General features: G+C 65.0%; 21 protein-coding genes and 1 tRNA gene. 2 read left to right on the top strand and 20 right to left on the bottom strand.

Features of this window, described 5'->3' with window-relative positions:
• Window position 1 precedes the first annotated feature (1 nt).
• The 8 genes from ACLV74_RS23100 to ACLV74_RS23065 form a co-directional block, all read right to left on the bottom strand.
• Entirely contained in the window at window positions 2-217 is a 216-nt protein-coding gene (locus tag ACLV74_RS23100) for a hypothetical protein (RefSeq protein WP_411881770.1), read from the bottom strand.
• A 205-nt stretch (window positions 218-422) separates the two neighbouring features.
• Window positions 423-773: a hypothetical protein gene (locus tag ACLV74_RS23095; RefSeq protein ID WP_411881769.1), complete on the bottom strand. Its 351-nt coding sequence runs from the start codon at window positions 771-773 to the stop codon at window positions 423-425.
• A 153-nt stretch (window positions 774-926) separates the two neighbouring features.
• Window positions 927-1,136, bottom strand: a complete 210-nt coding sequence (locus tag ACLV74_RS23090) for a hypothetical protein (RefSeq protein WP_411881768.1) — start codon at window positions 1,134-1,136, stop codon at window positions 927-929.
• A 147-nt stretch (window positions 1,137-1,283) separates the two neighbouring features.
• Window positions 1,284-1,371, bottom strand: a tRNA-Ser gene (locus tag ACLV74_RS23085).
• 123 nt (window positions 1,372-1,494) lie between these two features.
• Window positions 1,495-2,835, bottom strand: a complete 1,341-nt coding sequence (serS, locus tag ACLV74_RS23080; protein WP_411881767.1) for a serine--tRNA ligase — start codon at window positions 2,833-2,835, stop codon at window positions 1,495-1,497.
• Window positions 2,836-2,889: 54 nt separating this feature from the next.
• Window positions 2,890-3,831, bottom strand: a complete 942-nt coding sequence (locus ACLV74_RS23075) for a threonine/serine dehydratase (RefSeq protein ID WP_411881766.1) — start codon at window positions 3,829-3,831, stop codon at window positions 2,890-2,892.
• A gap of 11 nt (window positions 3,832-3,842) precedes the next feature.
• Entirely contained in the window at window positions 3,843-4,844 is a 1,002-nt protein-coding gene (gene ispH / locus ACLV74_RS23070; RefSeq protein WP_411881765.1) for a 4-hydroxy-3-methylbut-2-enyl diphosphate reductase, read from the bottom strand.
• Complete coding sequence (locus ACLV74_RS23065) at window positions 4,841-5,326, bottom strand: FKBP-type peptidyl-prolyl cis-trans isomerase (RefSeq protein ID WP_411881764.1); 486 nt, start codon at window positions 5,324-5,326, stop codon at window positions 4,841-4,843. The genes ispH and ACLV74_RS23065 overlap by 4 nt, the downstream gene beginning before the upstream one ends.
• Before the next feature lie 172 nt (window positions 5,327-5,498).
• On the opposite strand from ACLV74_RS23065, the gene radC reads away from it, so the two are divergent.
• Window positions 5,499-6,176, top strand: a complete 678-nt coding sequence (radC, locus tag ACLV74_RS23060) for a RadC family protein (protein WP_411881763.1) — start codon at window positions 5,499-5,501, stop codon at window positions 6,174-6,176.
• Window positions 6,177-6,193: 17 nt separating this feature from the next.
• Here the strand turns inward: radC and ACLV74_RS23055 are convergent, their stop codons facing one another.
• On the bottom strand, window positions 6,194-9,748 hold the full coding sequence (locus ACLV74_RS23055) for a tetratricopeptide repeat protein (RefSeq protein ID WP_411881762.1): 3,555 nt from the start codon (window positions 9,746-9,748) through the stop codon (window positions 6,194-6,196).
• Window positions 9,749-9,926: 178 nt separating this feature from the next.
• Between ACLV74_RS23055 and ACLV74_RS23050 the strand changes: the two genes are divergently transcribed.
• Window positions 9,927-10,583 carry a Smr/MutS family protein gene (locus ACLV74_RS23050; protein WP_411881761.1) on the top strand — a complete coding sequence of 219 codons (657 nt, stop codon included), beginning with the start codon at window positions 9,927-9,929 and terminating at the stop codon, window positions 10,581-10,583.
• A 50-nt stretch (window positions 10,584-10,633) separates the two neighbouring features.
• Here the strand turns inward: ACLV74_RS23050 and ACLV74_RS23045 are convergent, their stop codons facing one another.
• From ACLV74_RS23045 to ACLV74_RS22995, 11 genes are all read right to left on the bottom strand, one after another.
• Window positions 10,634-11,497 (bottom strand): DUF6933 domain-containing protein, encoded by an 864-nt coding sequence (locus ACLV74_RS23045; RefSeq protein ID WP_411881760.1) that lies wholly within the window; start codon window positions 11,495-11,497, stop codon window positions 10,634-10,636.
• A gap of 66 nt (window positions 11,498-11,563) precedes the next feature.
• Window positions 11,564-11,995 carry a group II truncated hemoglobin gene (locus ACLV74_RS23040; protein WP_411881759.1) on the bottom strand — a complete coding sequence of 144 codons (432 nt, stop codon included), beginning with the start codon at window positions 11,993-11,995 and terminating at the stop codon, window positions 11,564-11,566.
• 383 nt (window positions 11,996-12,378) lie between these two features.
• Complete coding sequence (locus ACLV74_RS23035) at window positions 12,379-14,940, bottom strand: ABC transporter permease (RefSeq protein WP_411881758.1); 2,562 nt, start codon at window positions 14,938-14,940, stop codon at window positions 12,379-12,381.
• 70 nt (window positions 14,941-15,010) lie between these two features.
• Complete coding sequence (locus tag ACLV74_RS23030) at window positions 15,011-16,555, bottom strand: C13 family peptidase (protein WP_411881757.1); 1,545 nt, start codon at window positions 16,553-16,555, stop codon at window positions 15,011-15,013.
• Between the two features lie 174 nt (window positions 16,556-16,729).
• The gene (locus ACLV74_RS23025) at window positions 16,730-16,954 is read right to left on the bottom strand and encodes a formate dehydrogenase subunit delta (protein ID WP_411881756.1); all 225 of its coding nucleotides are present in this window, start codon (window positions 16,952-16,954) and stop codon (window positions 16,730-16,732) included.
• A complete protein-coding gene (gene fdhD / locus ACLV74_RS23020; RefSeq protein WP_411881755.1) occupies window positions 16,951-17,787 on the bottom strand; it encodes a formate dehydrogenase accessory sulfurtransferase FdhD in 837 nt (278 codons plus the stop codon). The genes ACLV74_RS23025 and fdhD overlap by 4 nt, the downstream gene beginning before the upstream one ends.
• A 16-nt stretch (window positions 17,788-17,803) precedes the next feature.
• Window positions 17,804-20,695, bottom strand: coding sequence for a formate dehydrogenase subunit alpha (fdhF, locus tag ACLV74_RS23015; protein WP_411881754.1), 2,892 nt, complete (start codon window positions 20,693-20,695; stop codon window positions 17,804-17,806).
• Between the two features lie 10 nt (window positions 20,696-20,705).
• Window positions 20,706-22,262, bottom strand: a complete 1,557-nt coding sequence (locus ACLV74_RS23010; RefSeq protein WP_411881753.1) for a formate dehydrogenase beta subunit — start codon at window positions 22,260-22,262, stop codon at window positions 20,706-20,708.
• Window positions 22,259-22,732, bottom strand: coding sequence for a formate dehydrogenase subunit gamma (locus ACLV74_RS23005; protein WP_411881752.1), 474 nt, complete (start codon window positions 22,730-22,732; stop codon window positions 22,259-22,261). The genes ACLV74_RS23010 and ACLV74_RS23005 overlap by 4 nt, the downstream gene beginning before the upstream one ends.
• A gap of 149 nt (window positions 22,733-22,881) precedes the next feature.
• Window positions 22,882-24,519 (bottom strand): OFA family MFS transporter, encoded by a 1,638-nt coding sequence (locus ACLV74_RS23000; RefSeq protein WP_411881751.1) that lies wholly within the window; start codon window positions 24,517-24,519, stop codon window positions 22,882-22,884.
• Window positions 24,520-24,852: 333 nt separating this feature from the next.
• Window positions 24,853-25,797: a LysR family transcriptional regulator gene (locus ACLV74_RS22995; RefSeq protein WP_411881750.1), complete on the bottom strand. Its 945-nt coding sequence runs from the start codon at window positions 25,795-25,797 to the stop codon at window positions 24,853-24,855.
• Window positions 25,798-25,975: the final 178 nt, after the last annotated feature.

Raw genomic sequence — 25,975 nt, 5'->3', positions numbered from 1 at the left:
ATCAGAGCGGCACAGGCACCAGATCGTCGTTGTGGTCTATGTATTTGATGTGCTTGCCGGCGCGCGCCAGTTCGGCGATGCGGCATGCGACGAGTTTGTAAAACTCGCCCGCATCCGCGAGCGGGCCTATGGTGGGGTCGAAGCTCATGTCACAACCGGCTTCCTTGAGGATGTATTCACCCGATGGCTGGAGCTTTACTTTGAGCAGTGCGAACATTTTGTGCCTTCCTGATAGCCGTGGCGCCCGTCCCCTGAAGTCGGCGTGTTGCCAGATTGCTTGAGAGTTCACTTTAGGCCCGCACAGCCGCAAGCGATGTAAGGAAGCACCCTGTTTGGTCACAGGCGGTGCGCTCCTCTCAGGAAAGTGTGCACTTATGCCCTACTTCGCAGAACAAAGCGGGGGTTTACCCGCCGGTCCCGCCCTATTGCAGGGCTGCCAGGCCGCTGGTGCCGCGGTCCAGCGGGTCCACCACCACGTCGTAAATCTCGTTGATGCGCCACACCGGGCTTTCATAGGCCGCCCGGCCCTGCACCTTCACCAGAAACGAGCTGCAGCGCTCCCGCGCCTCCAGCGTCAGCTCGCACGAGAAATCGATATGCCCCGTGTCGGTGGAAATGGCGCTGATCAATTCATGCCCGGCCAACGAAAGCCGCTCTTCGCTCCGGCCGGGCAAGAGCTGCTGCACCTCGTAGGTGCGCAGCACGATGGCCGTGATGCGGGCTATGAGTTCGTCCACGACCTGGTTCGGATTGGAGACCATCAGGGGGTGCATTTTGGGCATTCTCCTACACGCCGCCAAGAATTGAAAAGCTATATTGGTTTCGCGGCTTGTCATGAGCCGCTCCCTCCCTCGCTGGCCTTGCCAGCTTCAAGGCCCGGTTTGTCCGGGCTTTTTTTTGGGGTGCGTTGCGTGGAACCTGGGCGGCTAACGTCTGCCGCATGCCCATTCTTCGTGCGCAACCTCGACCGCATTGCGATGCCCGTGCCGCGCCTGGGCCCGGACAGCCCAGTGGTCGAGCTCTAGGTGGTCGACATTGCCGCCGGCCAATTGGTTGATGGCAAGGATGAATATCCGGCGCCATTTCTCATCCGGATCCGTCGGCAGCAGTGGCGTACTGTTGTTGTCCGAAATCATGGCAACCAGTATCCCCGCATTGCGGCCGAGCGTCTATCCATCGCCGGATGCCAAACGAGACATCTGCACGGCACAAACGAAAAAGCCCCGGCTGGCGGGGCTTTCAAGGCATTCTCAGATCAATCGAGACTTCTCTGGATGCAATTTTGGCGGAGAGGGTGGGATTCGAACCCACGGTACCTTGCGGTACGCCTGATTTCGAGTCAGGTACATTCGGCCACTCTGCCACCTCTCCAGTGTGAATATTCTAACAGCCCCACGGTCGCTCACTTCGTGTAGCTCCCTGCCCCCTAGGGGTCGCTGCGCCTGCGGCCCGGCAAAGCCGGTTCTGCGGCCCCTGCTGGGCTTAAGACGCCTCCTACTTCGCCGTCGGAGTCAGTACCGTGATCCCACCCATATACGGCTGCAGCACTTCCGGCACGGCGACGGAGCCGTCGGCGAGCTGGTAGTTCTCGAGCACGGCGACCAGGGTGCGGCCCACCGCCAGGCCCGAGCCGTTGAGGGTGTGCACAAACTCGTTCTTGCCTTGCGCGTTCTTGAAGCGGGCCTGCAGGCGGCGTGCCTGGAAGGCTTCGCAGTTGGAGACCGAGCTGATTTCACGGTAGGTGTTCTGCGCGGGCAGCCAGACTTCGAGGTCGTGGGTCCTGGCGGCGCCGAAGCCCATGTCGCCGGTGCACAGCAGCATGACGCGGTAGGGCAGGCCCAGCTTTTGCAGGATGGCTTCGGCGTGGCCGGTCATGGCTTCGAGTGCTTCGTAGCTTTTGTCGGGGTGGGTGATCTGCACCATCTCGACCTTGTCGAACTGGTGCTGGCGGATCATGCCCCGGGTGTCACGGCCGTAGCTGCCGGCCTCGGAGCGGAAGCACGGCGTGTGCGCGGTGTAGCGCAGCGGCAGGTCGGCTTCGGCGACGATCTCGTCGCGCACGAAGTTGGTCAGCGGTACTTCTGAGGTCGGGATCAGGTAGAGCGCCGTGCTTTCGGCTTCGGCCGCGCCTTCCTGTCCGCCTTTTTTGGCGGCGAACAGGTCTTCCTCGAACTTGGGCAATTGTCCGGTGCCGCGCAGCGAGTCGCCGTTGACGATGTAGGGCGTGTAGCACTCGGTGTAGCCGTGCTCCTGGGTCTGCACGTCGAGCATGAACTGCGCGAGCGCGCGGTGCAGGCGGGCGAGCGGGCCCTTCATGACGGTAAAGCGCGAACCGGTCAGCTTGGTGCCGAGCTCAAAGTCCAGGCCCAGGGGCTGGCCGACGTCGACGTGGTCCTTCACTTCAAAGGAAAAAGCCGCGGGCTCGCCGCCCGGGCCTTCGATGGGGCTCCACTTGCGCAGCTCGACGTTGCCGGCTTCGCCCGCGCCCTGCGGCACGCTTTCGTGCGGCAGGTTGGGCACGGCGAGCAGCAGGGACTGCATGTCGGCCTGGATCTGCTCGAGCCGGGCGGCCGACGTCTCGAGTTCGGCTTTGGAAGCGCTCACTTGCGCCATCACGGCACTGGCGTCTTCGCCTTTGGATTTGAGCTGGCCTATCTGCTTGGACAGGGTGTTGCGCTGGTTCTGCAGTTCCTCGGTGCGGATCTGCAGTGCCTTGCGTTCGGCCTCCAGGGCCTGGAAGGCTTCCACGTCGAGGAAGGCTTGCGGGGTCTTGCGGGTTTCCAGCCGGCGAATAGCCGAGGGCAGGTCTTTGCGGAGCAGGTTGATGTCTAGCATGGGGCCATTGTATTTTGTGCGGGCGCGCAGGTCCCACCCGCCCCCAAGCGCCCCTCAGTTGAGGCTGGCCGGGTCCAGGTTGGCGCCGCAGATGATGAGGCAGACTTTTTCATCCGCGCGTGGGCGGTAGCGGCCGCTTTGCAGCGCGGCGAGGGGTAGGGCCGCGGCGGGCTCGACGGCCAGCTTGAGCTCTTTCCAGAGCCACAGCTGCGCCGCGCGTATGGATTCGTCGGTCAGCAGCAGCGCGTCGCGCACATGGGCCTGCGTGGCCTCCCAGGCGAGGCTGCCAATGCGTTTGGCGCCCAGCGAGTCGGCAGCGATGCCGCTGACGGCCACGTCGACCGGTTCGCCGGCCTCGCGGGCCTTGTAGAGGGTGGGCGCCAACTCAGGCTCGAGCGCGACCACGCGGCTGCGCTGCTCAAACCAGCCGGCCACGCCGCCTATCAGGCCGCCGCCGCCTACGCTGACCAGCACCGAATCGGGCACACCGCCCCGCTGCTCGATTTCCGCGGCCATGGTGCCCGCGCCGGCCAGCACTTCGGGCTGGTCGTAGGCATGCGTGAGCAGCGCGCCGGTTTCCTGCTGGCGCGCCAGACAGGCCTTGAGCGCGTCTGCATAGGCCGCGCCCGTCACCACCACCTCGGCGCCCAGCGCGGCCAGCCTGGCGCGTTTGGCGGGGGTGGAGACTTCGGGCACAAACACCTCGCAGCGCACGCCCAGTTCACGGGCCGCAGCCGCGGTGGCGATGCCGGCATTGCCGCCCGAGGCGACGATGACGCCGCTGGCCGGGATGGTGTTGGACAGCAGGCGATTCAGCATGCCCCGCGCCTTGAAGCTGCCGCCGGTCTGCAGGTGCTCCAGCTTGAGCCAGACTTCAGCGCATTCCACGCCCAGCGCCTTGCCGGGCAACTGCCACAGCGGAGTCTTGCGGATGAAGTGGCTGTAGCCGGCGTTGAAGGTGCGCAGGCAGTTCTCGATGTGGTCGCGGTCGGTCATGGGGGAAAAAATCAGCTGAGTTGATGGAGCTGGCTGTCGTTGACTTCCAGCATGTGGCCTTGCGCGTCAAGCTTGAGGCCCTTGGGCAGCGGGAACTTGATGGTTTCCTCGATGCCGTCCATCTTGCGCACCGACACCGCGCCCAGCGCCTTGATGCGGTCTATCACCTGCTTGACGAGGATCTCGGGGGCGGAAGCGCCGGCCGTGAGGCCGACCCGGCTTTTGCCCTCGAACCATGATTCCTGGAGCTCGCTGGCGTCGTCGACCATATAGGCTTCGGTGCCCAGCTTGGCGGCGAGTTCGCGCAGGCGGTTGCTGTTGGAGCTGGTCGGGCTGCCGACCACGATGAGGATGTCGACCTGCGGGCTCAGCACCTTGACGGCGTCCTGCCGGTTTTGCGTGGCGTAGCAGATGTCCTGCTGCTTGGGCTCGCGCACCTGCGGAAAACGCTGCTTCACGGCGGCGCTGATCTCGGCCGCATCGTCCACGCTCAGCGTGGTCTGCGTGACCACGGCCAGGCGCTCGGTCTGGCCGGGGTTGATGCGCCACACGTCGGCCACGTCTTCCACCAGGTGGATGCCGCTGTCGAGCTGGCCCATGGTGCCTTCGACTTCGGGGTGGCCCTTGTGGCCGATCATGATGAACTCGTAGCCCTCTTTGTGCAGCTTGGCGACTTCGACGTGCACCTTGGTGACCAGCGGGCAGGTCGCGTCGAAGATCTGGAAGCCGCGGCGTTCGGCCTCTTTCTGGATGGCCTGGCTCACGCCGTGGGCGCTGAACACCAGTGTGGCGCCGGGCGGCACGTCGTCCAGCTCCTCGATGAAGATCGCGCCTTTTTGTTTGAGGTCGTTGACGACGTAGGTGTTGTGCACGATCTCATGGCGCACGTAAATCGGCGCGCCGAATTTCGTCAGCGCGCGCTCGACGATCTCGATCGCGCGGTCCACGCCGGCGCAAAAGCCGCGCGGCTCGGCCAGCAGAATTTCCTGCGGCTGTTGTATGGATTCAGTCATAGCACCCCGATCACGTGCACTTCAAACACCACGGGCTGGCCGGCCAGCGGGTGGTTGAAGTCGAACTGCACCGCGTCGCCGCCCTCCTTGACCTGCTGCACCGCGCCCGCGTACTGGCCCATGCCGTCTGGCGTGGGGAACTGCACCACGTCGCCCAGCTTGTACTGCTCACCCGGGTCGCCCAGCTCATTGAGCAGCCTGCGCGCCACCCACTGCACGAGTTCCGGGTTGCGCTCGCCGAAGGCCTCGCCGGCCGGCAGCTCGAAGGTGGCGCGCGTGCCTTCGGGCAGGCCCAGCAGGCGCTGCTCCAGGGCCGGAGACAACTCGCCCGTGCCCAGGCTCAGCGTGGCCGGTTTACCGTCGAAGGTGTTGATGATGTCGGCGCCCGGTTGCCCGTTCACGGAGGGGCCGGCCATGCGATAGTGCAGGGTCAGGAAGGAGCCCTGCTGGACCAGGGGGGCGGAAAGTTCCACGGTGGACATAAGGCTTTCAGGGCCGGCCGGAACGGCGGCCAGTGTTTGTAAACTGTCCCTATTGTAGAAACTACCGCTTGCCCGGGCCAAATCCGGTTCTTTGGCCTTTTTCGCGCAGATGGACCCGGCACGCATACCCTTTCGCACACCTTTCCCGCCCGCACAACAAGAAGATCTATCCATGATCCTGAAAGACCTCCCCCAAGACAGCCGCCCCCGCGAAAAACTGCTGGCCCGCGGCCCGGCCGCGCTCAGCGACGCCGAACTGCTGGCCCTGCTGCTGCGCACCGGCATTCCCGGCAAGAACGTGCTGCAGATGGGCCAGGAATTGCTGGACACCTTCGGCGGCGTGGCCGGGCTGCTGCACACCACGGCCGAAAGCCTTAAACGCATCAAGGGCCTGGGCGGCGCGGCCAAGCGCGCGCAACTGGTCGCCGTGCTGGAGCTGGCCCGCCGCGCGCTGGCCGGGCAACTCAAGGAAACCACGCTGTTCGACACGCCGCAGGCGGTGCGCGACTATTTGCAGCTGCAACTGGGCAACCGGCCGCATGAGGTGTTCGCCATCCTGTTCCTGGACAGCCAGCACCGGCTGATCGCGCTTGAAGAGCTGTTCCGCGGCACGCTGACGCAAACGTCGGTCTACCCGCGCGAGGTCGTCACCCGCACCCTGGCCCTGAACGCCGCCAGCGTGGTGCTGGCCCACAACCATCCCAGCGGCTCGGCCCAGCCCTCGCGCGCCGACGAGGCGCTCACGCAAACCCTCAAGGCGGCGCTGGCGCTGATCGACGTGCGCGTGCTTGACCACTTCGTGGTGACAAGCAACCAGGCGGTGTCCATGGCCGAGCTGGGATTGCTTTAGCGGCGCGCAGCCGCCCGCTAGATCGCGCTTTTCTTGACGATTTTCGGCGTGAGGTCGAGAAACGGGTTGGACTGCCCGAATGCCTTGGTGGCGGCGTCAATTTCGGCTTGCTTGAACGCCGACAGGCTTTCCGATTTGGGATCGAGATAAAAGGCCATCGCCACGGCGCGTTTGCGCCCGGCCGGGTTTTTGGTCAGCCTGGCTTCCAGCGCATAAGGCCAGGATTGCCACGGCTCGAACTTCTGGCTCCTTTTGGCCCAGTCCAGCGCCGCCTCCCTGATCTTGTCACTGTCGGTCAAGTCCGCCACCAGCCCGGCAACCTCTCCAAAGGTGTATTGCGTCAACAAAACCCTTTGTTCCGTATGCGGCCGATGGTATTGCGCGTCTCGAAGCGACTGCAACGCTTCCTCCTTTTTGCCCGACGCGCCGGCAAGAATTGCTTTAGCCAGGTAATAGTCAAAGCGCTGATCTTTTTTCTTGAGGCCGCCCAGGATTTTTTCGACACCGGATGTGTCACCTACCTTGGCAGCCGCATAGGCGTAGTAAGGAAGATAAGGGAAACAGGGTGAATAAGGTAAATAGCCGGTTTGGCCCGAAAAATCGTAGCTGGCCGCGGCTTCATCGAATATTGATTTTGCCGCCGCAAAGTCCTTGAGTTTGATGGCCCTGTACGCTTCTACAAAATAAGCGTGAACGGACTTCACCCGGCGTTTTTCGGGGGTATTTTTCAGTATCACGCTGTCGCCGGGAATCACCGCTGGAAGTTGGGGAACCTTCCACCACTGCTGGTCCATCGCATCAATCACCGCCGACAAGCCGGCGGAAGGGGTGCGGTCGGTGGTGGCAAATCGCACCAGATAGATGGCAGCGGCATTATTGGCCTCGCCCGCGCCCTTGAACTCGCTTTGCCGCGCCCACGCCACCACCTCAGCTTCTGACAGGCCGGCCATGTGGTGACCGACGAGCGCAGATTCCCAGATGTGCGGCTCTTTGGTTTCTTTCACCAGCACCTTGAAGCCGTCCCAGGCCTCTTTGAAATGGCCGCTCGCATGCAACATGCCCAGATAGTCCCTGTAGGCATAGGACTGGTTGTAGCGCTGGGCACGCTTCAAGGTGCTCGCCATGGCGCCGTTCAGATCGCCGGCCAGAAGCTTCAAGCGCACATCGGCTGTCATCTCTCCGGCCGCCCCTGTGCCCTGGGAGACCGCAATCCTGTAGAAGGGCACGGCAAGGTCGAAGTGACCTGTCCAGTAGAAATAGGACCCCGCCTCGTACGCATAGTTTGCGGTGCCCACCCGGCTTTCCTCCGAGCCCTTTTTGAAGCCCTCGTAAGCATGGAACACCTTGGCGGCCGCATTGACGTCGCCCGACTCGATCAGCAGCTTCCCCAATGCTTCGTAAGACGGCCAGTAAGCCGGCGAAAGCCTGATGTTCTCGCGAAGCAAGGCTTGCGCCAACGCACCGTCCCCGCGCTCAAGGGCCTCATCAAGCAGTATTTCATTGCGCCGTGGCGAGCCGACGAAGCGCCCCGTGATCGACTTCATGAGCTCGCTCACCTGCCCTTTGTCTGGATACATACGGTAGTGGTATGCAAGCTGCGCCAGAGTGTGAATTTGCGTGGTCGCGCTCCTGAATGCGGCCAGGTCGTTGTTCACATTCGTATCCGGAGCGCCGCCATCCGCCCACGTCCAGTAGTAGGGCCGGTAAGGAATGTCGGTGTAGTAAAGATTGTCGTGATGTCCGTAGTACGGCTTGCCGTCCGCGCCGAACTGCTCGCGCGCCCTGTCGGCGACAAGGGACTGCCCCTGCTCCCAGTAATACGCATTGAACGCGTTCTCGCGGTAAGCCTTGTCCAGCGCGGCTTTTTCCGGCCCGCCGCCGCTGACGGCAAGCCGGGCCTCCACCCTTGACCGCTCCATCGCGTAATAGGGGTAGCCCTTGTAGCTTGCGTCAATGGTGTTGGCAAAGCTCAGGGCCTTGGCCGGGGTGCCCTGGACGTAGGACAGGAAATTGATGTACCGCATCAGGTTGTCATTACCGGTCTCCTGCAGCAACGCCAGGTAGTCAAGCGGCCCGGGTTTGTCGAACACGAACTCGCAGCACAACCTGGCCACATTGGCATCGATGAACTGGCGGCCGTGGTTAAACACCGAAAGATTGGCGACGGTCTGAATCTTGGCGGGGTCGCCCAGGGCCGAAGACCCGCGCGCCATTTCCTCCAGCGAGTGGCCCTTGACAGGCAGTTCATAGTCCAGGAGCATTTTCAGCGAGGCATTGTCGTATTGCGACCAAACGTCCCAGTCCACAAAAGCCCGGGTCACGACGTACGGCCAGATTTCACCCGGCAGCTTGAGCGCGGCCACTTCAGCCACTGATTTTTTTGCTGTGATCACCCCGTAAGCCGCTGCAATCCTGTTTTCGTCCAGCTTCTGGATCAACTTCTTCAGGGGGTTCTTTTCGCGTGCAGCCATCGCGCGCACTTCAGGCAAATTGCCGTTCAGAGCGGCGAGCAGCCCCTTTTCCTCATCGGTCTGCGGCGTGTCCAGCAGCTTGATGGCAGCCATGCGCTCGCCCAGGATCATGTACGCCCGCGCGCGAAGGGCGCGGTATTCAGGCGATGCGGGCGACAGGCTCAAGAGCGCCAAAAGCGCTTTCTCGGCAAATATCTCTTTCGCTTTCTCGGTGTTTGCCGGGGTCAATGCGCTGTACAGCAGGAATCCGTACGCATCTTGCGCCGGATTGCCTGTTAATGCCGCCAGGCCCAGCGGGGACTGCGGCAGCGCCGTCATCTCCAGCCTGTTCTGCGTCCGCGCGAACACGGGTGACGCGGCATCGGCGCCCAGCGCTTTCAGTATCTCCGGCAGCAGGGACTCGTAGGCCTGAACAGCCGGGGTGTCGCCGTCCAGTGAAATACCCTCGAACTTCTTTGTGGCTACCGGGCCGGGCCAGCGCGCACCGTCGCGCGCAACTCCCGTGTAGTCCTGCGTCAAAACGGCAACCGACATTTTCCCCTTCCGGTCGTGCCCCGCATAGCCCCAGATAATGCGCTTGACGCCCATGGCGTCGGCCAGCTTGTAGACATCTTCTTGTTTGAGTTGGCGCTGCCCCTCCCCTAGCGCTTTTGCCACCAGATAAGGGTCGGGGATCTTGACCTTCTGCGATTGGGCCAGGCCCATCGCGAGTTCCGCCGTCATGAGGGAGCGCGTTGGCCTGTCGACAGCCCAGCCCCACACCTGGAACGGCACCACCAGCACGTCGAACTTTCCGTTCAGCAGTGTTTTTTCGTAGAAGGCTTTTTCGTTGCGCTGCCACTCCGACACCGGGCGCGGATAAGTGCGCGGCACGAAGTGGGCCATGGCTCGGTCTTCAAAAGGCGGCAGCAAGGCAATCCGGGCTGCCTGCGCGGCCTGAGCTGCGGCTGCTGCCGCCCGGGCGGCCGCTACGGCAGCTTCCTGTTGCATCCTCGCCTCATTCGCGGCCGCTTCCTCCCGCAGGTTCTGCGCATATTGAACGCCAAATGCACTCATGCTGAACAAGAGGACTGCGCAAAGCACGACCGTAGACCGTTTCATTTTTTCTCCCTGAATTCTTGCGCCAGACTTGCCCGAGTGGGTCTGGATGATATGTAGACGTTCGAACCGCGAATCCCGGGAATCGTAATGTAGCCACCCGCGAGCCGCAGTCTTAATCATGCGAAGCGTGGTTTATCTGCATCGGTGAGTACGGAAGCACTAAGATAAAGTAAGCGCCATGAAAGCGCCCGCACTCAAAAGCCTGCAGGACCTCAAGGCCGTCAAGCGCGAGATCGAAGACCGGGCCCGGCTTGAAAAAGAACTGGCCGCAGCCAAAGCCGCCGCGGCCGCCAAGGCCAAGGCCGAAAAAGAGCTGTTCTCTCGCGCCGTGGGCGCCGTCAAGTCCCTGCCCGCCAAGCACCTGCCCGGCCACAAGGCCTCACTGCCCCTGCAGCAGGCCGCGCCCATTCCGGTGCAGCAGCAGCGCGACGAACTCGCGGTGATGCGCGAAGCGATCTCCGACGAGTTCGACGTGGAAACCCTGCTGGACACCGACGAGGCGCTGAGCTTCCGGCGGCCCGGCATGGGGCCCGACGTGGTGCGCAAGCTGCGCCGCGGCGGCTGGAGCATCCAGGGCCAGCTCGACCTGCACGGCCTGCGCCGCGAGGATGCGCGCGAAGCACTGGCTCACTTCGTCAAGGACGCGCACAAGATGGGCTGGCGCTGCGTGCGCGTGGTGCACGGCAAGGGCCTGGGCTCGCCCGGCAAGACGCCGGTGCTCAAGGGCAAGGTGCAGAGCTGGCTGATCCAGAAACAGGAAGTGCTGGCCTTTGTGCAGGCCAGGCCGGCAGAGGGTGGCGCCGGGGCGCTGGTGGTGCTGCTGGCGCAGAGCTGACTGCCGCCAATTCGCTAGTGGCACGAGCACATGCCACCATGCTCGATCCGCTATTGGAACTGCAGAAGCTGGGTGGCTACTTCCTCAAGTGCATTGTGCAAGGTGATCTGCCGAAGCCCCAGTGCCAGCGCCTCGTCATGGAACGCGGCGGCAAACGCCGGGCCCGCCACCTCAATACCCTGAAGGTCCAGTACCAGTTCGCGCGGAACCCATCGTGGCGACCGGCCTGAGGCCAGGCTGCGACGCGGGTCCACAGGAAGCCGATCCATCAGGATGGTGGCCTGGTGGCGCGCCTCCAGCCGCTCGGCCCCCAGCAAGCGCAGCACAGGCATCGTCACCACCTCCTGGCCAGCTTGCGCCTGCATCAGCGCATACAGGTCATGCCACTCTACCCCCTGGGCGCGCATGCGGGCAGACACGCTGTCCGGATCGCCACCAAGCAAACGCAGCACCTCGGTGGAGGGTATTCCTGCCTGTGGCTTGATGACGATGCGCTCAGCCAGGCGCTGATTGACCGAGGGCAGCGACATACCATCGTTGGCCGCCCACAGGACATCAGCCGCGCACTGGTTCAGGTGCGCCAGCACGCCGCGGTCGTGGCTCAAGGCCCACTGAACCGGCGCATGGGCATCCACCTCGGCGCGGGCATGGTCAGGCGGCACGCCGAGTGCCAGCAGGTTCAGCAGCAAGGCAGGGCCGAAGCGCTCTTGCAGTGTGGCCAAGGGCGCGGCATGCAGCGCCATCGCCCAGCGCGTGGAGGCACTCACCGCCACCACAAATTTGGCGGGCCGGCAATGCACCAGACCCAGAGACCAGGGGCCCAAAGTGCTGCCAGCCGCACTCGAATCAGCAGCGAGTTTGCCCGGCAGCTTGAGGGCGCGAGCCAGTTCCCGGGTGACATGTAGCGTGACCATGGCGTCAGACCGGCAATAGGCGGTAATCAAGCTGCCGGTTCACCGGATCGAGCTTTGCGGCCATTGTCATTCGCCCCGGTTGCGCATCCAGTCCGCCGTCTGGAAAAACGACGCGTTCAGGCGCGTCCGCAGCCCTTCATCGACGCCGGTCTCGCGCATGGCCTGGTCCATGCACGCCAGCCACTGGTCGCGCTCCGCAATGCCGATGGAGCCGCCGCCGGTTTGCTGCGGCATGTGTCGCATGCGCAGGCGCGGGTGGCCGAAGCGGTCGGTGTAATACTGCGGCCCGCCCAGCCAGCCGCACAAAAACCAGAACAGCCGCTGCCGCGCGTTGTCCAGGGTGTTGCCGTGCGCGGCACGCAGTGCCGTGTAGCCGGGCTCGAGGTCCATCAAATCGTAAAAGCGCTCGACAAGAGCCTTGACCCGTTCCTCGCCGCCCATCCAGGCATAGGGAGTTTCGAATGGGGGATTTCCGGGAGGGCGTTCTTCGATCTGCATGAGGGGATTATCAAACGAGTGGCCACTCGATTCAGACATAAGGCCAATCCAAAAACATCCTGCCTTCGGCTGTTCGGTATTCCTTCCCCACCCCTTGTGGATGCGCCGAGGAGCGGAGGTCCAGACGGATCAGGGCAAAAACTTGTTTGAGCCGCAGGCGAGTTGTTTTTGACCCCGTCTGGACCGAGCACCGCAGGTTGCCCGCAGCGAAGCGAAGGGACGCAGCAACCAGGGTCGCCTTTTTTTGCTTACTTTTTTTGGCGAAGCAAAAAAAGTGAGTCGCATGCCGGGCGACCCCGGCCCCGGAATTCAAATCAACATCAGCGTACGAAACACAAGAGGCTTCGACAACCCCAGCCCGAACGGAGATCGGAAGGCGTCCGTCACTGCGCCTTCCTAAGCGTCTCCACCACAGGCGTATTCAAAACCGACCTCAACCCCCACCACCCCGCCGCCAAGGCCAGCAAAGCCCCGGCGAGGCTGCCGAAGAGCGGCACCGTCCACGAGCCGGTCCAGTTGAAGTCAAACACAAACCGCGCCAACCCCCACCCCACGGCCAGCGCAACGAGGGAGGCCAGGAAACCGGCCAGCAGGCCGACACCGGCAAGTTCTGCCCGCTGCACCTGCCGCAGCAAGGAGGCACGCGCGCCCACAGCCCGCATGATGGCGAATTCGCGGGCGCGTTCCTCGCGGGTGGCGGTGATGGCGGCGAACAGCACGACCAGGCCGGCTGCGAGCGTGAAGCCGAACAAAAATTCCACCGCGCGTATCACCTGGTCGAGCACGCGCTGCACCTGGGCCAGCGTGCTGCTCATGTCGACGTTGGTGATGTTGGGGAAGGCCTTGACCAGGGTGTTGTCAAAGCTCTGCGGCTTCGGCTGGCCGGCAACGGCGGCCACGGGATCGGGAGCGCGGAAGGCGCTGATGAAGGAGACGGGCACGTCGGCCGGCAATTTCGCCACCGTGTACATCACAAAAAAGTTGACGCGCATGGAACCCCAGTCAACCTTGCGCAGGCTGGTGATTTTGGCTTCGCTGGTCTGCCCGCCAATGTCAAAGCGCAGGGAGTCGCCGAGCTTGAGGCCCAGGGTCTTGGCCAGGCCGTCCTCGACGCTGACGGCGTCTTTTTCGCCGGGCGTCCATCGCCCGCCGCTGGTCTGGTTGTGCGAGGGCATGTCGGCACTGTTGGAAAGGTTGAACTCGCGGTCGACCAGGCGCTTGGCGCGGTCGTCCTCAAAGTCGTCGGGCGTGACGGGCTTGCCGTTCACCGCGACCAGGCGGCCGCGGATCATGGGGTACCAGTCGAACTTCTTCACGCCGCCGTCGCGCAGCGCCTGCTGGAAGGCATCGCCCTGCTCGGGCTGCACGTTGATGACAAAGCGGTTGGGCGCGTCGGGCGGCGTGGCCTTGCGCCAGCTGCTGATGAGGTCGGTGCGCAGCAGCACCAGCAGCATGAGCGCCAGCAGGCCCACGGCCAGCGCGCTGGTCTGCACCACGGCATACACCGGCCGGGCGGACAGTTGGCGCGTGGCCAGCACCAGCCAGCGCGGCGCGGTCTGTTCATTGACGCTGGCGCGCAGCAGCTTGACGGCGGCAAAGCTGGCCACGGCAAACACCAGCACCGCGCCGGCAAAGCCGCCCACGGCGATCAGGCCCAGCTTCAGGTCGCTGCTGGCCGCCACCAGCAAGGCGGCAAAGCCCGCCATGCCCACGCCCAGCACGGCCAGCGAGGCGGGCTTGAGGTTGCCGACGTCGCGGCGTATGACGCGCAGCGGCGGCACCTGGGCCAGCTGCAGCACGGGCGGCAGGCCGAAGGCGAGCAGCAGCGTGAGGCCCATGCCCATGCCGAAGAGCACGGGCCAGAAGGTGGCGGCCGGCAGCGCGGTTTCAACCAGGCCGGCCAGCAGCAGCACAAAGCCGTAGTGCACGGCAAAACCCAGGACCACGCCCAGCGCGCTGGCAAACAGGCCCGCCAGCACAAACTCGAACGCATAGGCCAGCGCGATGGTGCGCTGCGGCTGGCCCAGAACGCGCAGCATGGCGCAGTCGTCCAGGTGCTTGGCCGCGAAGCCGCGCGCCACAATCGCCACCGCCACGGCGCTCAGCAAGGCCGCCAGCAGCGCCACGAGGTTGAGGAATTTTTCGGCGCGGTCCAGGGTCTGGCGCATCTCGGGGCTGCCCGATTCCAGCGACTCCAGGCGCACGCCGCGCACGCCCGACTGCTCGAACGGTTTCTTGATTTCTTCCTCGGCCCATTTGACGTAGGCCTTCACCGCCTTGTCTTCGCCGGCGACGGCAAAGCGGTAGTTGGTGCGGCTGGCGGGCTGGATCAGGTTGGTGGCCTTGACGTCGGCCTCATTGACCATGACGCGCGGCGAAAAGCTGATGAAGCCCGCGCCGCGGTCGGGTTCCTGCACGATGATGCGCGTGAGCTTGAAGCCGGCGTCGCCCATCAACAGGGTCTGGCCGAGCTTGAGGCCCAGCGAATCAAGCAGCGAGGCGTCGGCCCAGGCCGTTCCCGGTGCGGGAACTTCGCGCGTATCGGCACCGGCCTCCTCGGCGCTGCCGGCCACCTTCATGCTGCCGCGCAAGGGGTAGCCTTCGGGCACGGCCTTGAAGGCCACCAGCTTGCTGGCGCCGCCGTCGGCATCGCTGGCGCGGCCCATGGTGGGAAAGGTGACGGTGGAAATGCCCTTGAGGCCCAGCGCCTGGGCTTTGGCGATGAAAGCGGCCGGCGTCAGGCCGTCGCTGCGGATCACGGCGTCGCCGCCCAGCAGCTGGCGCGCGTCGCGCTGCAGGCCGCCCTTGAGGCGGTCGGCAAAGAAACCGACGGCGGTCAGGGCCGCGACGGCCAGGGTGACGGCCACGATCAGCAGGCGCAACTCGCCCGCGCGCAAATCGCGCAGCATGGTTTTCCAGCCGAGCTTGAGGAAAAGGGTGTTCATGCGCAGACCATAACGCAAAGTCCGCCCTCCTGAGCGATGGCCGGGTTTACAGCCGGGTTATGTGGATCGTTCAGGGACGCGCGGCAGTGGCCACGGGCGCCGGTGCGGCCGGTGGCAACGCATCCAGGCGTTTTTCCAGCGCGCGCAGTACAGGTGCAATGCCCGCGCCCACCCGGATCTGCGGGTTGGAAAAGCCGTCCTCCTTGCCGGCGTCGATCTCGCGCTGCTTGATCAAGGGCACCGCGCGGGCAAACGCCTGCTCGAAGGAATGTGTCTTGCGCAGCTGTTCGTCGAACATGGCGCGGCCGAAGAAGGTGAGTTCGGAGCGGCTCCCGCAGCCGTAAGAGGTATGGGTGGCGTCGGCCGCCGTCATGACCAGGGTGGTGTCGCCGGCCAACGGCTCGACCCAGCCGCCCGAGTAACAGGCCGAAATCGCGATCACGCGGTTGCGCACGCCGGCCTTGTCGAGGGCTTCCCGCAACTCGCCGGGCGTCACGGGCGGCACCTGCAGCGGCCAGTGGGAGGCGGCCAGCTTGAAGTCGCTGGCGCCGTGCGAGGTCATGTAGACCACCAGCACGTCCTTGTCGCGGTCCATGCGCTGGGCGATGGCGTCGATGGCGCGCTCCATGTTCAGCGCGGTGGCCCACAGCTGGGTCTGCGCGGTGGTGGCGTGGTTGACCAGGTGCACCACGCGGCCTTCGGCGTCGAAACGCTCGGCCAGCACGCGGCTGACCAGGGTGCTTTCGCGCAGGAACACGTCTTCCGGGGCGTAGGGGGCGAACACCAGGGCATACACGTCGATCACGCCTGGGCGCTGGTGCGCGATGGCGGCCATGGTTTTTTCCCAGAGCGCCTGCTGCGCTTCAAAGGTCTGCTGGCTCAGCTGCAGCCGGGGCCTTTCGGCGGCGGCACCGCGCGCGGCGAAATCTTCCTGCCAGGTGCGCGCCTGGAACTGCCAGGCCATCAGGCCGGTGGAGGCCAGCAGAACCAGTGCGAACACCGCCGTGCGCCAGGTCCAGCCGGCAAAGCGCCAGACCAGCACCACCGCCGTGCCCACGCCCCAGGCGATGAACAGCGCGTAAAAGCCCCAGTAAAGCCAGGGCGACGAAAAGACCGGACTTTTGATCCATCCCTGGGCCAGGGCGGCGATCACCCCCTGGTACACCACCGTGGCCGGAAGGGATGAGAGCAGCCACAGCACAAAGCAGGCGGCGACACCCATGAGGCGCATGGGGCGCCCGCCGGCCACTTCGTCCGGGCCCCTGTCCGGGCCGCTATCCGGCGCGGTCTCCGGCGTGGGAAGCGCCCACCAGGCAAGGCCCAGGAACACGCCGGCGGTCCACCAGCCCGACAGCCAGGCCTGCAAATCCAGGTTCGCGGGGCCGGGCACCTCCAGGCGGGACAGCGCCAGTTCAAGGCCCAGCACCAGCGCGGTCATGAGCAGGATCTGCAGTGGCGTGGGCAGGCGCCCCGCCACGCGCGGCTTTAGAAAGACGCCGGCGCGCAGGCCCTCCAGCAGCCAGCGCCACAGGGGCAGGCCGGTGCCGGCATCGTCGCGGCTGGGCAGGGCTTCGGGGATTCCGGGGAGCGTGGGCTGGGCGTCAAAGGCAGTCATGACGGGTACAGGCCGGGGAGAAAAGGTTCATGGTTCTTGAAGTGTGCACCGGCTCGTATGGTAGCGCCAGCAGCCCGGCAGGGGCAATGCCGTGCGGAGCGCAAGGCGCAGTTCCCGCGACGCGTCGGCAAGCAAGGCCGGCAGCGACAGGGATGGCGCGCCGGCGGGGGCGCGTCAGGCCAGCAGTGCGCGGTGTTCCCGCACCGCCGTGCGCACGATGTCGCTGATCTGTGCGCCCGAGCTGCCGTCCATCAGTTCAAGGAAAGCGCGCCGCATGCGCGGGTCCCAGAACTTCTTGAGGTGGGTGGCGAGGTCCTGTTCGGCCTGGTGGCGGTCGGGCATGGACTCGAAAAAAACGCCAATCTGGTTGGCCATGTGGATCAGGTTGTCGTTGTTCATGCTGCGTGGTCTAAATGAATGCGTTCGGCGTGGCAATAAACGGAAAGGTCTTCGCCCCGCGCAAAGCCCAGCAAGGCGACGCCGGCATCACGGGCCACGTCGACGGCCAGGCCGGTCACGCCGGACACGGCGGCCAGCAGGGCCACGCCGGCGACGGCTGTCTTGTGCACCATCTCATAGCTGGCGCGGCTGGTCACCACGATAAAGCCTTCGCCCGCCGAAAATTTTCCCCGCCGCAGCGCGCCTACCAATTTGTCCAGGGCGTTGTGGCGCCCCACGTCTTCGCGCAGCAGCATGATCTCGCCGGCCGCATTGCACCATGCGGCAGCATGGGTGGCGCCCGTGATGCCCAGCAGCAGCTGCTTGTCGCGCAGGCCGGCCAGCGCCCGCGTGACCGCCGACGCGGCGAAGCGCGCATCGCTGCCCAGCGGCGCGGGCAGGCGCACGGCCTGCGCCAGGCTGTCGGTGCCGCACAGGCCGCAGCCGGTGCGGCCGGCCAGGCTGCGGCGCCTGTCCTTGAGCCGAGCAAAGCACGATGAGGCAATGCCGACGTGCACCGTGATGCCCTGCGGGCTGCTGGAGACCTCCAGGTCGCGGATCTGCGACATCTCGTCCACGATGCCTTCCGTCAGCGAGAAGCCGAAGGCGAAGTCTTCCAGGTCCGATGGGCTGGCCAGCATCACGGCGTGCGAGACGCCGTTGTATTCCAGCGCCACCGGGACTTCTTCGGCCACCCAGTCCGTGCCCTCAAAAAACTTGCGCGCGCGAACACCCGTCACCGGCACGGCGCGCGCGGCGCCGGCCTGTTGCGCGGGTAGCTCGTTCATCTGCATGGTGGCCGGCCGCCGGCTATTTTCCCACCACGGCTTCGGCACCCGCCCTGGGCTGCGAAGCGGCCTCGGCCAGTTCCAGCTGCTGCGTGTTGAAGCGCGAGTAGGATTTCTGCCATTCGGACGGCTGCGCCACGGGCATGACCTGCACCGCCGTGACCTTGTACTCGGGGCAATTGGTAGCCCAGTCGGAGGCGTCCGTGGTGATGACGTTGGCGCCCGACTCGGGGAAGTGGAAGGTGGTGTAGACCACGCCGGGCTGCATGCGCTCGGTGACCAGGGCGCGCAGCACCGTCTGGCCGGCCCGGCTTTCAATGCCCACCCAGTCGTCGGGTTTGATGCCGCGCTCTTCGGCGTCGTGCGGATGGATCTCAAGCCGGTCTTCGCTGTGCCACTGGTTGTTGGGCGTGCGGCGCGTCTGCGCGCCCACGTTGTACTGCGACAGGATGCGGCCGGTCGTCAGCAGCAGCGGGAACTTGCGCGTGACCTTCTCGTCGGTCGCCACGTACTGCGTGATGATGAAGCGGCCCTTGCCGCGCACAAACTTGTCCTTGTGCATGATCTCGGTGCCCAACTCGGCGGTGTCGTCGTTGCACGGCCATTGCACGCTGCCGTGCTTTTCGATTTTTTCGTAGGTGACGCCGCGGAAGGTGGGCGTCAGCGCGGCGATCTCGGCCATGATTTCGCGCGGGTGCGAATAGTTCATCGGGTAGCCGAGCGCGTTGGACAGCTTGGCGGTGACTTCCCAGTCGGCCAGGCCCGCTTGCGGCGGCATCACCTTGCGCACGCGCGAGATGCGGCGTTCGGCATTGGTGAAGGTGCCGTCTTTTTCGAGGAAGGAAGAACCGGGCAGGAAGACGTGCGCGTACTTGGCGGTTTCGTTGAGGAAGATGTCCTGCACCACGATGCATTCCATGGCCTTGAGCGACTCGGCCACGTGCTGCGTGTTCGGGTCGGACTGCACGATGTCCTCGCCTTCGCAGTACAGCCCCAGGAAGCTGCCGGCCTGCGCCGCGTCGAACATGTTGGGGATGCGCAGGCCCGGTTCCGGGTTCAGCGTCACGCCCCAGGCGGCTTCGAATTCCGAGCGCACGGTGGAATCGGAAATATGGCGGTAGCCGGGCAGCTCATGCGGGAAGGAACCCATGTCGCAGGCGCCCTGCACGTTGTTCTGCCCGCGCAGCGGGTTCACGCCCACGCCTTCGCGCCCGACGTTGCCGGTGGCCATGGCCAGGTTGGCGATGCCCATGACCATGGTGGAGCCCTGCGAATGCTCGGTCACGCCCAGGCCGTAATAGATGGCCGAGTTGCCGGCGGTCGCGTACAGCCTGGCGGCGCCGCGTATGTCTTCGGCGGCAACGCCGGTGACTTTCTCCATGGCCTCGGGCGAGTTCTCGGGGCGCGCCACGAAGTCGCGCCATTGGTTGAAGGACTTGTCGTCGCAGCGCTCGGCGATGTAGTCGTCGGCCAGCAGGCCTTCGGTGACCACCACATGGGCCAGCGCGGAAATCATGGCCACGTTGGTGCCGGGCTTGAGCGGCAGGTGGTAGTCCGCCTGGATGTGCGGCGACTTCACGATGTCGATGCGGCGCGGGTCGATGACGATCAGGCGCGCGCCTTCGCGCAGGCGCTTTTTCATGCGCGAGGCGAACACCGGGTGGCCGTCGGTCGGGTTGGCGCCTATGACCATGATGACGTCGGCTTTTTCCACCGACTTGAAGGTCTGCGTGCCGGCCGAGGTGCCGTAGGTCTGTCCCAGGCCGTAGCCGGTGGGCGAATGGCACACGCGCGCGCAGGTGTCGACGTTGTTGTTGCCGAAGGCCGCGCGCACCAGCTTTTGCACCAGGTAGGTTTCCTCGTTGGTGCAGCGCGAGGAGGTGATGCCGCCTATCGAGTCCTTGCCGTATTTGGCCTGGATGCGGCGGAACTCGCTGGCCGCATAACCGATGGCCTCGTCCCAGCTGACTTCGCGCCAGGGGTCGTTGATGCTCTTGCGGATCATCGGCTTGGTGATGCGGTCCTTGTGCGTGGCATAACCCCAGGCAAAACGGCCCTTGACGCAGGAATGGCCCTCGTTGGCCTTGCCGTCTTTCCACGGCACCATGCGCACGACCTCATTGCCCTTCATCTCGGCCTTGAAGGCGCAGCCGACGCCGCAGTAGGCGCAGGTGGTGATCTTGCTGTGCTCGGGCTGGCCGAGCATGATGACGGTTTTTTCCTGCAGCGTGGCGGTGGGGCAGGCCTCGACGCAGGCGCCGCAGCTCACGCACTCGGATTCCATGAAGGGCTGGTCCTGGCCTGGCGAGACACGCGACTCGAAGCCGCGGCCGCTGATGGTCAGCGCGAAGGTGCCCTGGGTTTCCTCGCAGGCGCGCACGCAGCGGTTGCAGACGATGCACTTGGAGGCGTCGTAGCTGAAATAGGGATTCGATTCGTCGATCTTGGGTTTGCTGCCCTCGCGGAAGTGGTTGGCGCCGTCCATGCCGTAACGCACCTCGCGCAGGCCGGTGACGCCGGCCATGTCCTGCAGCTCACAGTTGCCGTTGGCCGAGCAGGTCAGGCAGTCCAGCGGGTGGTCGGAGATGTAGAGCTCCATCACGCCCTTGCGCAGGTCCTGCAGTTTCGGCGTCTGGGTTCGCACCTTCATGCCGGCTTCGGCCGGCGTGGTGCAGGAGGCCGGAAAGCCCTTGCGCCCTTCGATCTCCACCAGGCACAGGCGGCAGGAGCCGAAGGGCTCCAGGCTGTCGGTGGCGCACAGCTTGGGCACCTTGATGCCGGCGTCCATCGCGGCGCGCATCAGCGAAGTGCCGGCGGCGACGGTCACGCTCTCGCCGTCGATCTCCAGCGTGATTTCCGTTTCCGATTCGCGTTTGGGCGTGCCGTAGTCGGTTTCCTTGAGATGGTCGAGCATGATGGACTCCTTAAGCTGCCTTGCGGTCCGGCGTGATGATGCCGAAATCCTGCGGGTAATGGTTGAGGGCCGACAACACAGGATAAGGCGTCATGTTGCCCATGGCACACAAAGACCCATTAACCATGGTGTCGCACAGGTCTCGCAGCAGCTTGACCTGCTGGGGCCGGTTCTGGTCGGCGGTGATTTTGTCGATGACTTCCACGCCGCGCGTGGAGCCTATGCGGCAGGGCGTGCACTTGCCGCAGGACTCGATGGCGCAGAACTCCATGGCGTAGCGCGCCAGGCGGGCCATGTCGGCCGTGTCGTCGTGCACCACGATGCCGCCGTGGCCGACCACGGCGCCGACGGCCGCATAGGCTTCGTAGTCCAGCGGGATGTCCCATTGCGATTCCGGCACGTAGGCGCCCAGCGGGCCGCCGACCTGCACCGCCTTGATGGGCCGGCCCGAGGCCGAACCGCCGCCGTAGTCGTACATCAGCTCGCGCAGCGTGACGCCGAAGGCTTTTTCGACCAGGCCGCCGTACTTGATGTTGCCGGCCAGCTGTATCGGCAAGGTGCCGCGCGAACGCCCCACGCCGTAGTGCTGGTAGAAGCCGGGACCCTTGGCCAGGATGACGGGCACCGAGGCGAAGGTGATGACGTTGTTGATCACCGTCGGCTTGCCGAACAGGCCCTTGATGGCCGGGATGGGCGGCTTGGCGCGCACGATGCCGCGTTTGCCCTCCAGGCTTTCAAGCATGGCGGTCTCCTCGCCGCAGACATAGGAGCCCGCGGCCTTGCGCACATGCAGCCGGAAGCTTTTGCCCGAGCCCAGGATGTCGCCGCCCAGAAAGCCGGCGGCTTCGGCCGCCGCAATCGCCTGCGTCATGGTGGCGACCGCGTGCGGGTATTCGGAACGGATGTAGATATAGCCCTCGGTCGCGCCGCTGGCCACGCCGGCAATCGTCATGCCTTCGATGAGCATGAAGGGATCGCCCTCCATGGTCATGCGGTCGGAGTAGGTGCCCGAGTCGCCTTCGTCCGCGTTGCAAACCACGTATTTTTGCGGCGCCTGCAGCGCCGCCACGGTTTTCCATTTGATGCCGGCCGGAAAGGCCGCGCCGCCGCGGCCGCGCAGGCCGGAATCGAGCACCTGCTGCACCACCTCGGTTGCGGGCATGGCCAGCGCCCTGCGCAGGCCCGCGTAGCCTTCGTGTGCCTCATAGTCGGCCAGCGACAAGGGGTCGGTCACGCCCATGCGGGCGAAGGTGAGCCGCTCCTGCTTGTGCAGGTAGGGGATGTCGTCGGTCAGGCCCAGCTTCAGCGCGTGCGCGCCGCCACTGTGGAAGGACGCGTCGAACAGAGCGTCCACGTCGCCGGCCTCCACCGGCCCGTAGGCGATGCGGCCCGCGGCGGTGGCGACTTCCACCATGGGCTCCAGCCAGAACAGGCCGCGCGAACCGTTGCGCACCAACTCGACATCCACGCCGCGCTTTCGGGCGCCGGAAACAATGGCCGCGGCCACTTCATCAGCGCCCGCCGCCAGTGCCGCCGAGTCGCGGGGAACAAAGACCTTGATGCTCATGCCCGGCTCCTGGCCTGCGCCACCAACGTGTTGAATTTCTCCACACTGACGCGCGCATGCACCTTGCCGTCAATCGCCATGGAAGGCGACGACGCGCACAGGCCCAGGCAATACACCGGCTCGACCGTGAACACGCCGTCCTTGGTTGGCTTGTGCCCGTCGCTGTCCAGGTGCAGGCAGGCATGCGCCCACAGGCGCTCGGAGCCCATGGACTGGCAGGCCTCGGCCCGGCAGATCTGCACCACGTGTTTGCCCGCCGGCTCGGAACGGAAGTGGTGGTAGTACGTCACCACGCCATGGACTTCGGCCCGCGAGAGGTTGAGCTCCCGCGCGATGCTGTCCACCGCCTCGGCCGGGATGTAACCCACAGCGTCCTGGATGCCATGCAATATGGGCAGCAAAGCCCCCGGCATCTGCTTGTGGCTGGCGACCACCTCGTTGATGGTTTCGCGTGCGCTGTCGGTCAACATCTCGGTCCGTGTCCTTTGGCTAGCGGTTGCTGGCAATGAAAGTCATGTATTACGTGGCAGCCCCGTTTTTCCGCCGGGCCGCCCCAAGGAAAAACGCGCCCCCTCGGGGGGCAGCGTATTACACGAAGTGAAAAGCGTGGGGGCCATATTTACTGGAAAAACTTGGCAACGCTTTGCAGCGTGCGGTAGATGCCCCAGGCCAGCGGGATACCCACCGCGAGCCAGGCCAACACCACCACGGCCGGGCTGACCGTGCTGCCATTGCCGCCATTGCTGCCGTTTGTGCGGTGCAGTTCGGAAGCCGCGGCTTTTTCGTGCGCCAGGCGTTTTTCTTCGGCGAGCTCGCTGTCCGTCATGAACCACTTCGGGTTCAGCGGGCGGACCAGCAGGTTGCAGATCAGGCCCACCACCAGCATGCCCACCAGGATGTACATGGTCTGGTTATAGACCTGTTCACGCGGGATGCCAAGGCCGAGCTGGTACTCGCGCATGTAGTTGACAACCACCGGGCCCAGGATGCCGGCCGTGGCCCAGGCCGTCAGCAGGCGGCCGTGGATGGCGCCCACCATCTGGGTGCCGAAGATGTCGGCAAGATAGGCCGGCACGGTGGCGAAGCCGCCGCCGTACATGCTCAAGATAATGCAGAAGGCGCCGACGAACAGCAGGATGCTGCCGGCCGCCGCGCTGCCCGGCACGCTGAAATACAGCACGCCGCCCAGCACGAAGAAGACCACATAGGTCATCTTGCGGCCCAGCTTGTCGGACAGGCTGGCCCAGAAGAAACGCCCGCCGATGTTGAAAAGGCTCAGCAGCGCGGTAAAGCCCGCGGCGACGGTGGCGATCGCGGCCAGTTGCGTCTTGTCGAGTTCGCCGAACTTCTGGCCCACGCCGATCAGCGAGCCGCCGAAGACTTCCTGCAGCATGGGCGAAGCCATGCCGATCACGCCGATGCCGGCGCTCACGTTCATGCAGAGCACCATCCAGATCAGCCAGAACTGGGGAATGCCCCAGACTTTTTTCACGTGCACGTGGCGCTGCGTGATCATGGTGTTGGTGGCGGCCGGCGGCGGCGTCCAGCCTTCGGGCTTCCAGCCGGTTTCAGGCACGCGGTAGCCGAAGGCGCCGGCCATCATGAAAACGAAGTACACCAGCGCCATGACGACAAAGGTCTGCATCACGCCCACGCTGGTCGGCGTGGCGAAGTATTTCATCAGGTCGGCCGCCAGCGGCGAACCGATCATCGCGCCGCCGCCAAAGCCCATGATGGCCATGCCGGTGGCCATGCCGCGGCGGTCGGGGAACCACTTGATCAGCGTGGAGACCGGCGAGATGTAGCCCAGCCCCAGGCCTATGCCGCCTATGACGCCGGAGCCCAGGATCATCAGCCAGAACTGGTGCAGGTAAATGCCCAGCGCCGAGATCAGCATGCCGCCGCACCAGCAGACGGCCGAGACCACGCCGGCCTTGCGCGGGCCGGCGCGTTCGAGCCAGCCGCCCCAGGTGGCCGCGGAAATGCCCAGCAGCACGAAGAACAGGGTGTACATCCAGCCCAGGGTGGAGATTTTCCAGTCGCAGCTGGTGGTGAAGAGCTCGGCGAAAAAGCCGACTTCCGGGCCGCACTTGATGGATTCCTTGACGCCCAGCGCCTTGGACAGCGGCAGCCAGAACACCGAGAAACCGTAGGCCATGCCTATGCACAGATGAATGGCCAGTGCGGCGGGAGGAACCAGCCACCGGTTGAAACCAGGGCCGGCAATGATGCGCTCTTTATCGAGGAATCCTGTCATGTCTTTGTCTCCGTTTTATTTGTGTACTTCGCCCTCATCGGGTGTGCGAAGTGTCGTGGCGGCGCAGCAACACGGTCAAATTGAATCGGGACATACATCGATTCAAAAACTAAATATCCGGGTAAACGAGCCCCCACGCTTTTCACTTCGCCTTCGGCTTCGTGTAATGCGCTGCCCCCCGAGGGGGCCGCTGCGCCTGCGGTCTCTCAAAGCCAGTCCCGCGGCCCCTGCTTGGTTGAAGAGTCCTCTGCAGGCGCACTCTTCATGCCCGATCATTCTGAGCCTGTCGGAGGGAGAGTCCGAGTACGGCGTTCGGGATTAGTTGGGGAGTGGCTAGACGCTGAGCAGGCCGCTGTGCGCGGCTGCGTGGCGCAGCCAGGCGGGGTCTTCGGCGAGGGCGAGGGCGGCTTCGAGGGTGCGGGAGGGGCGGTCGCCGCCCTGGGCGATGAAGCCTATGGTGGTGCGGACCTCGGGCGCCAGCAACGGCAGCGCTTCGAGTTCGCGGTAGCCGCGCACCGCGCCGACGAGTGCGCCGGGCATGATGCTGCAGACATTGCCTTCGACCACCGACAGCGCCAGCGTGAGGATGGAGTTGGTCTCTATGCCGGGCAGGCTGGCCACGCCGGCGTCTTCAAAGGCTTTTTCGACGATGGTGCGGTTGTGCATTTCACGCGTCAGCATGCACAAGGGGTGCCTGGAGGCTTCGGCCCAGGTGATGCCGGGGCCTATCTGCAGCGCGTCCGCGCGCGGGCTGGCCGCCCGGCGGACAAAGAAATAATGCTCGGTGTACTGCGTGATCTGGCGCAGGCGCGGGCCGTTGGTGCGCAGGCGGTCGGTGTAGCCCAGGCCCATGTCCAGCGCCAGGCTTTCCAGCCCCGTTTCCAGTTCGTTGGAGCTCATGGAGCGCACCGTCGGCGAGATGCCCGGGTAGCGCGCCTGCAGCAGGGCGCAAAAGCGCGCGGCGATGGGCATGGCGGTGGGCACGGCGCCTATGCTGAGGCTGCCCTGCGGCTTGCCGATGCCGCTGTCGAGTTCCTGCTGCAGCAGCTCGCGCTCATGCAGCATGCGCTGCGCGCTGAGCAGCACGCGCTCGCCTTCGGGCGTGAAGCCTTCGAAGTTGCGCCCGCGCTTGACGATGACCGCGCCGAACTCGGCCTCCAGCGCGCGCAAGGCGTTGGACAGCGCCGGCTGGGTGATGTGGCAGGCCTGGGCGGCGCGGCCGAAATGTTTGTGCTCGTCGAGCGCGGCCAAATACCGCAGGGATGCCAGCAGGTTCATGCAGGGGTGCGTCTCGGTTGTCTCAGCGTTGTCTCCGCTGTCGTTGTTATTTCAGCTGCCGTTGTGGTCTCAGGTGTTCTTGCTGATGGTGATGGTCGGGAACTTGGCGGAGAAGTCCTTGGACTTGGCGGCCACGGTGATCGCCATCTTGCGCGCCACGGCCTTGTAGATGCCGGCG

Origin of the sequence: Polaromonas sp. YR568, from assembly GCF_943369415.1 — a bacterium.
Taxonomy (GTDB): Bacteria; Pseudomonadota; Gammaproteobacteria; order Burkholderiales; family Burkholderiaceae_C; genus Polaromonas.
The sequence above is the reverse complement of the archived record's forward strand: the minus strand, read 5'-3'. Positions and strand labels throughout refer to the sequence as shown.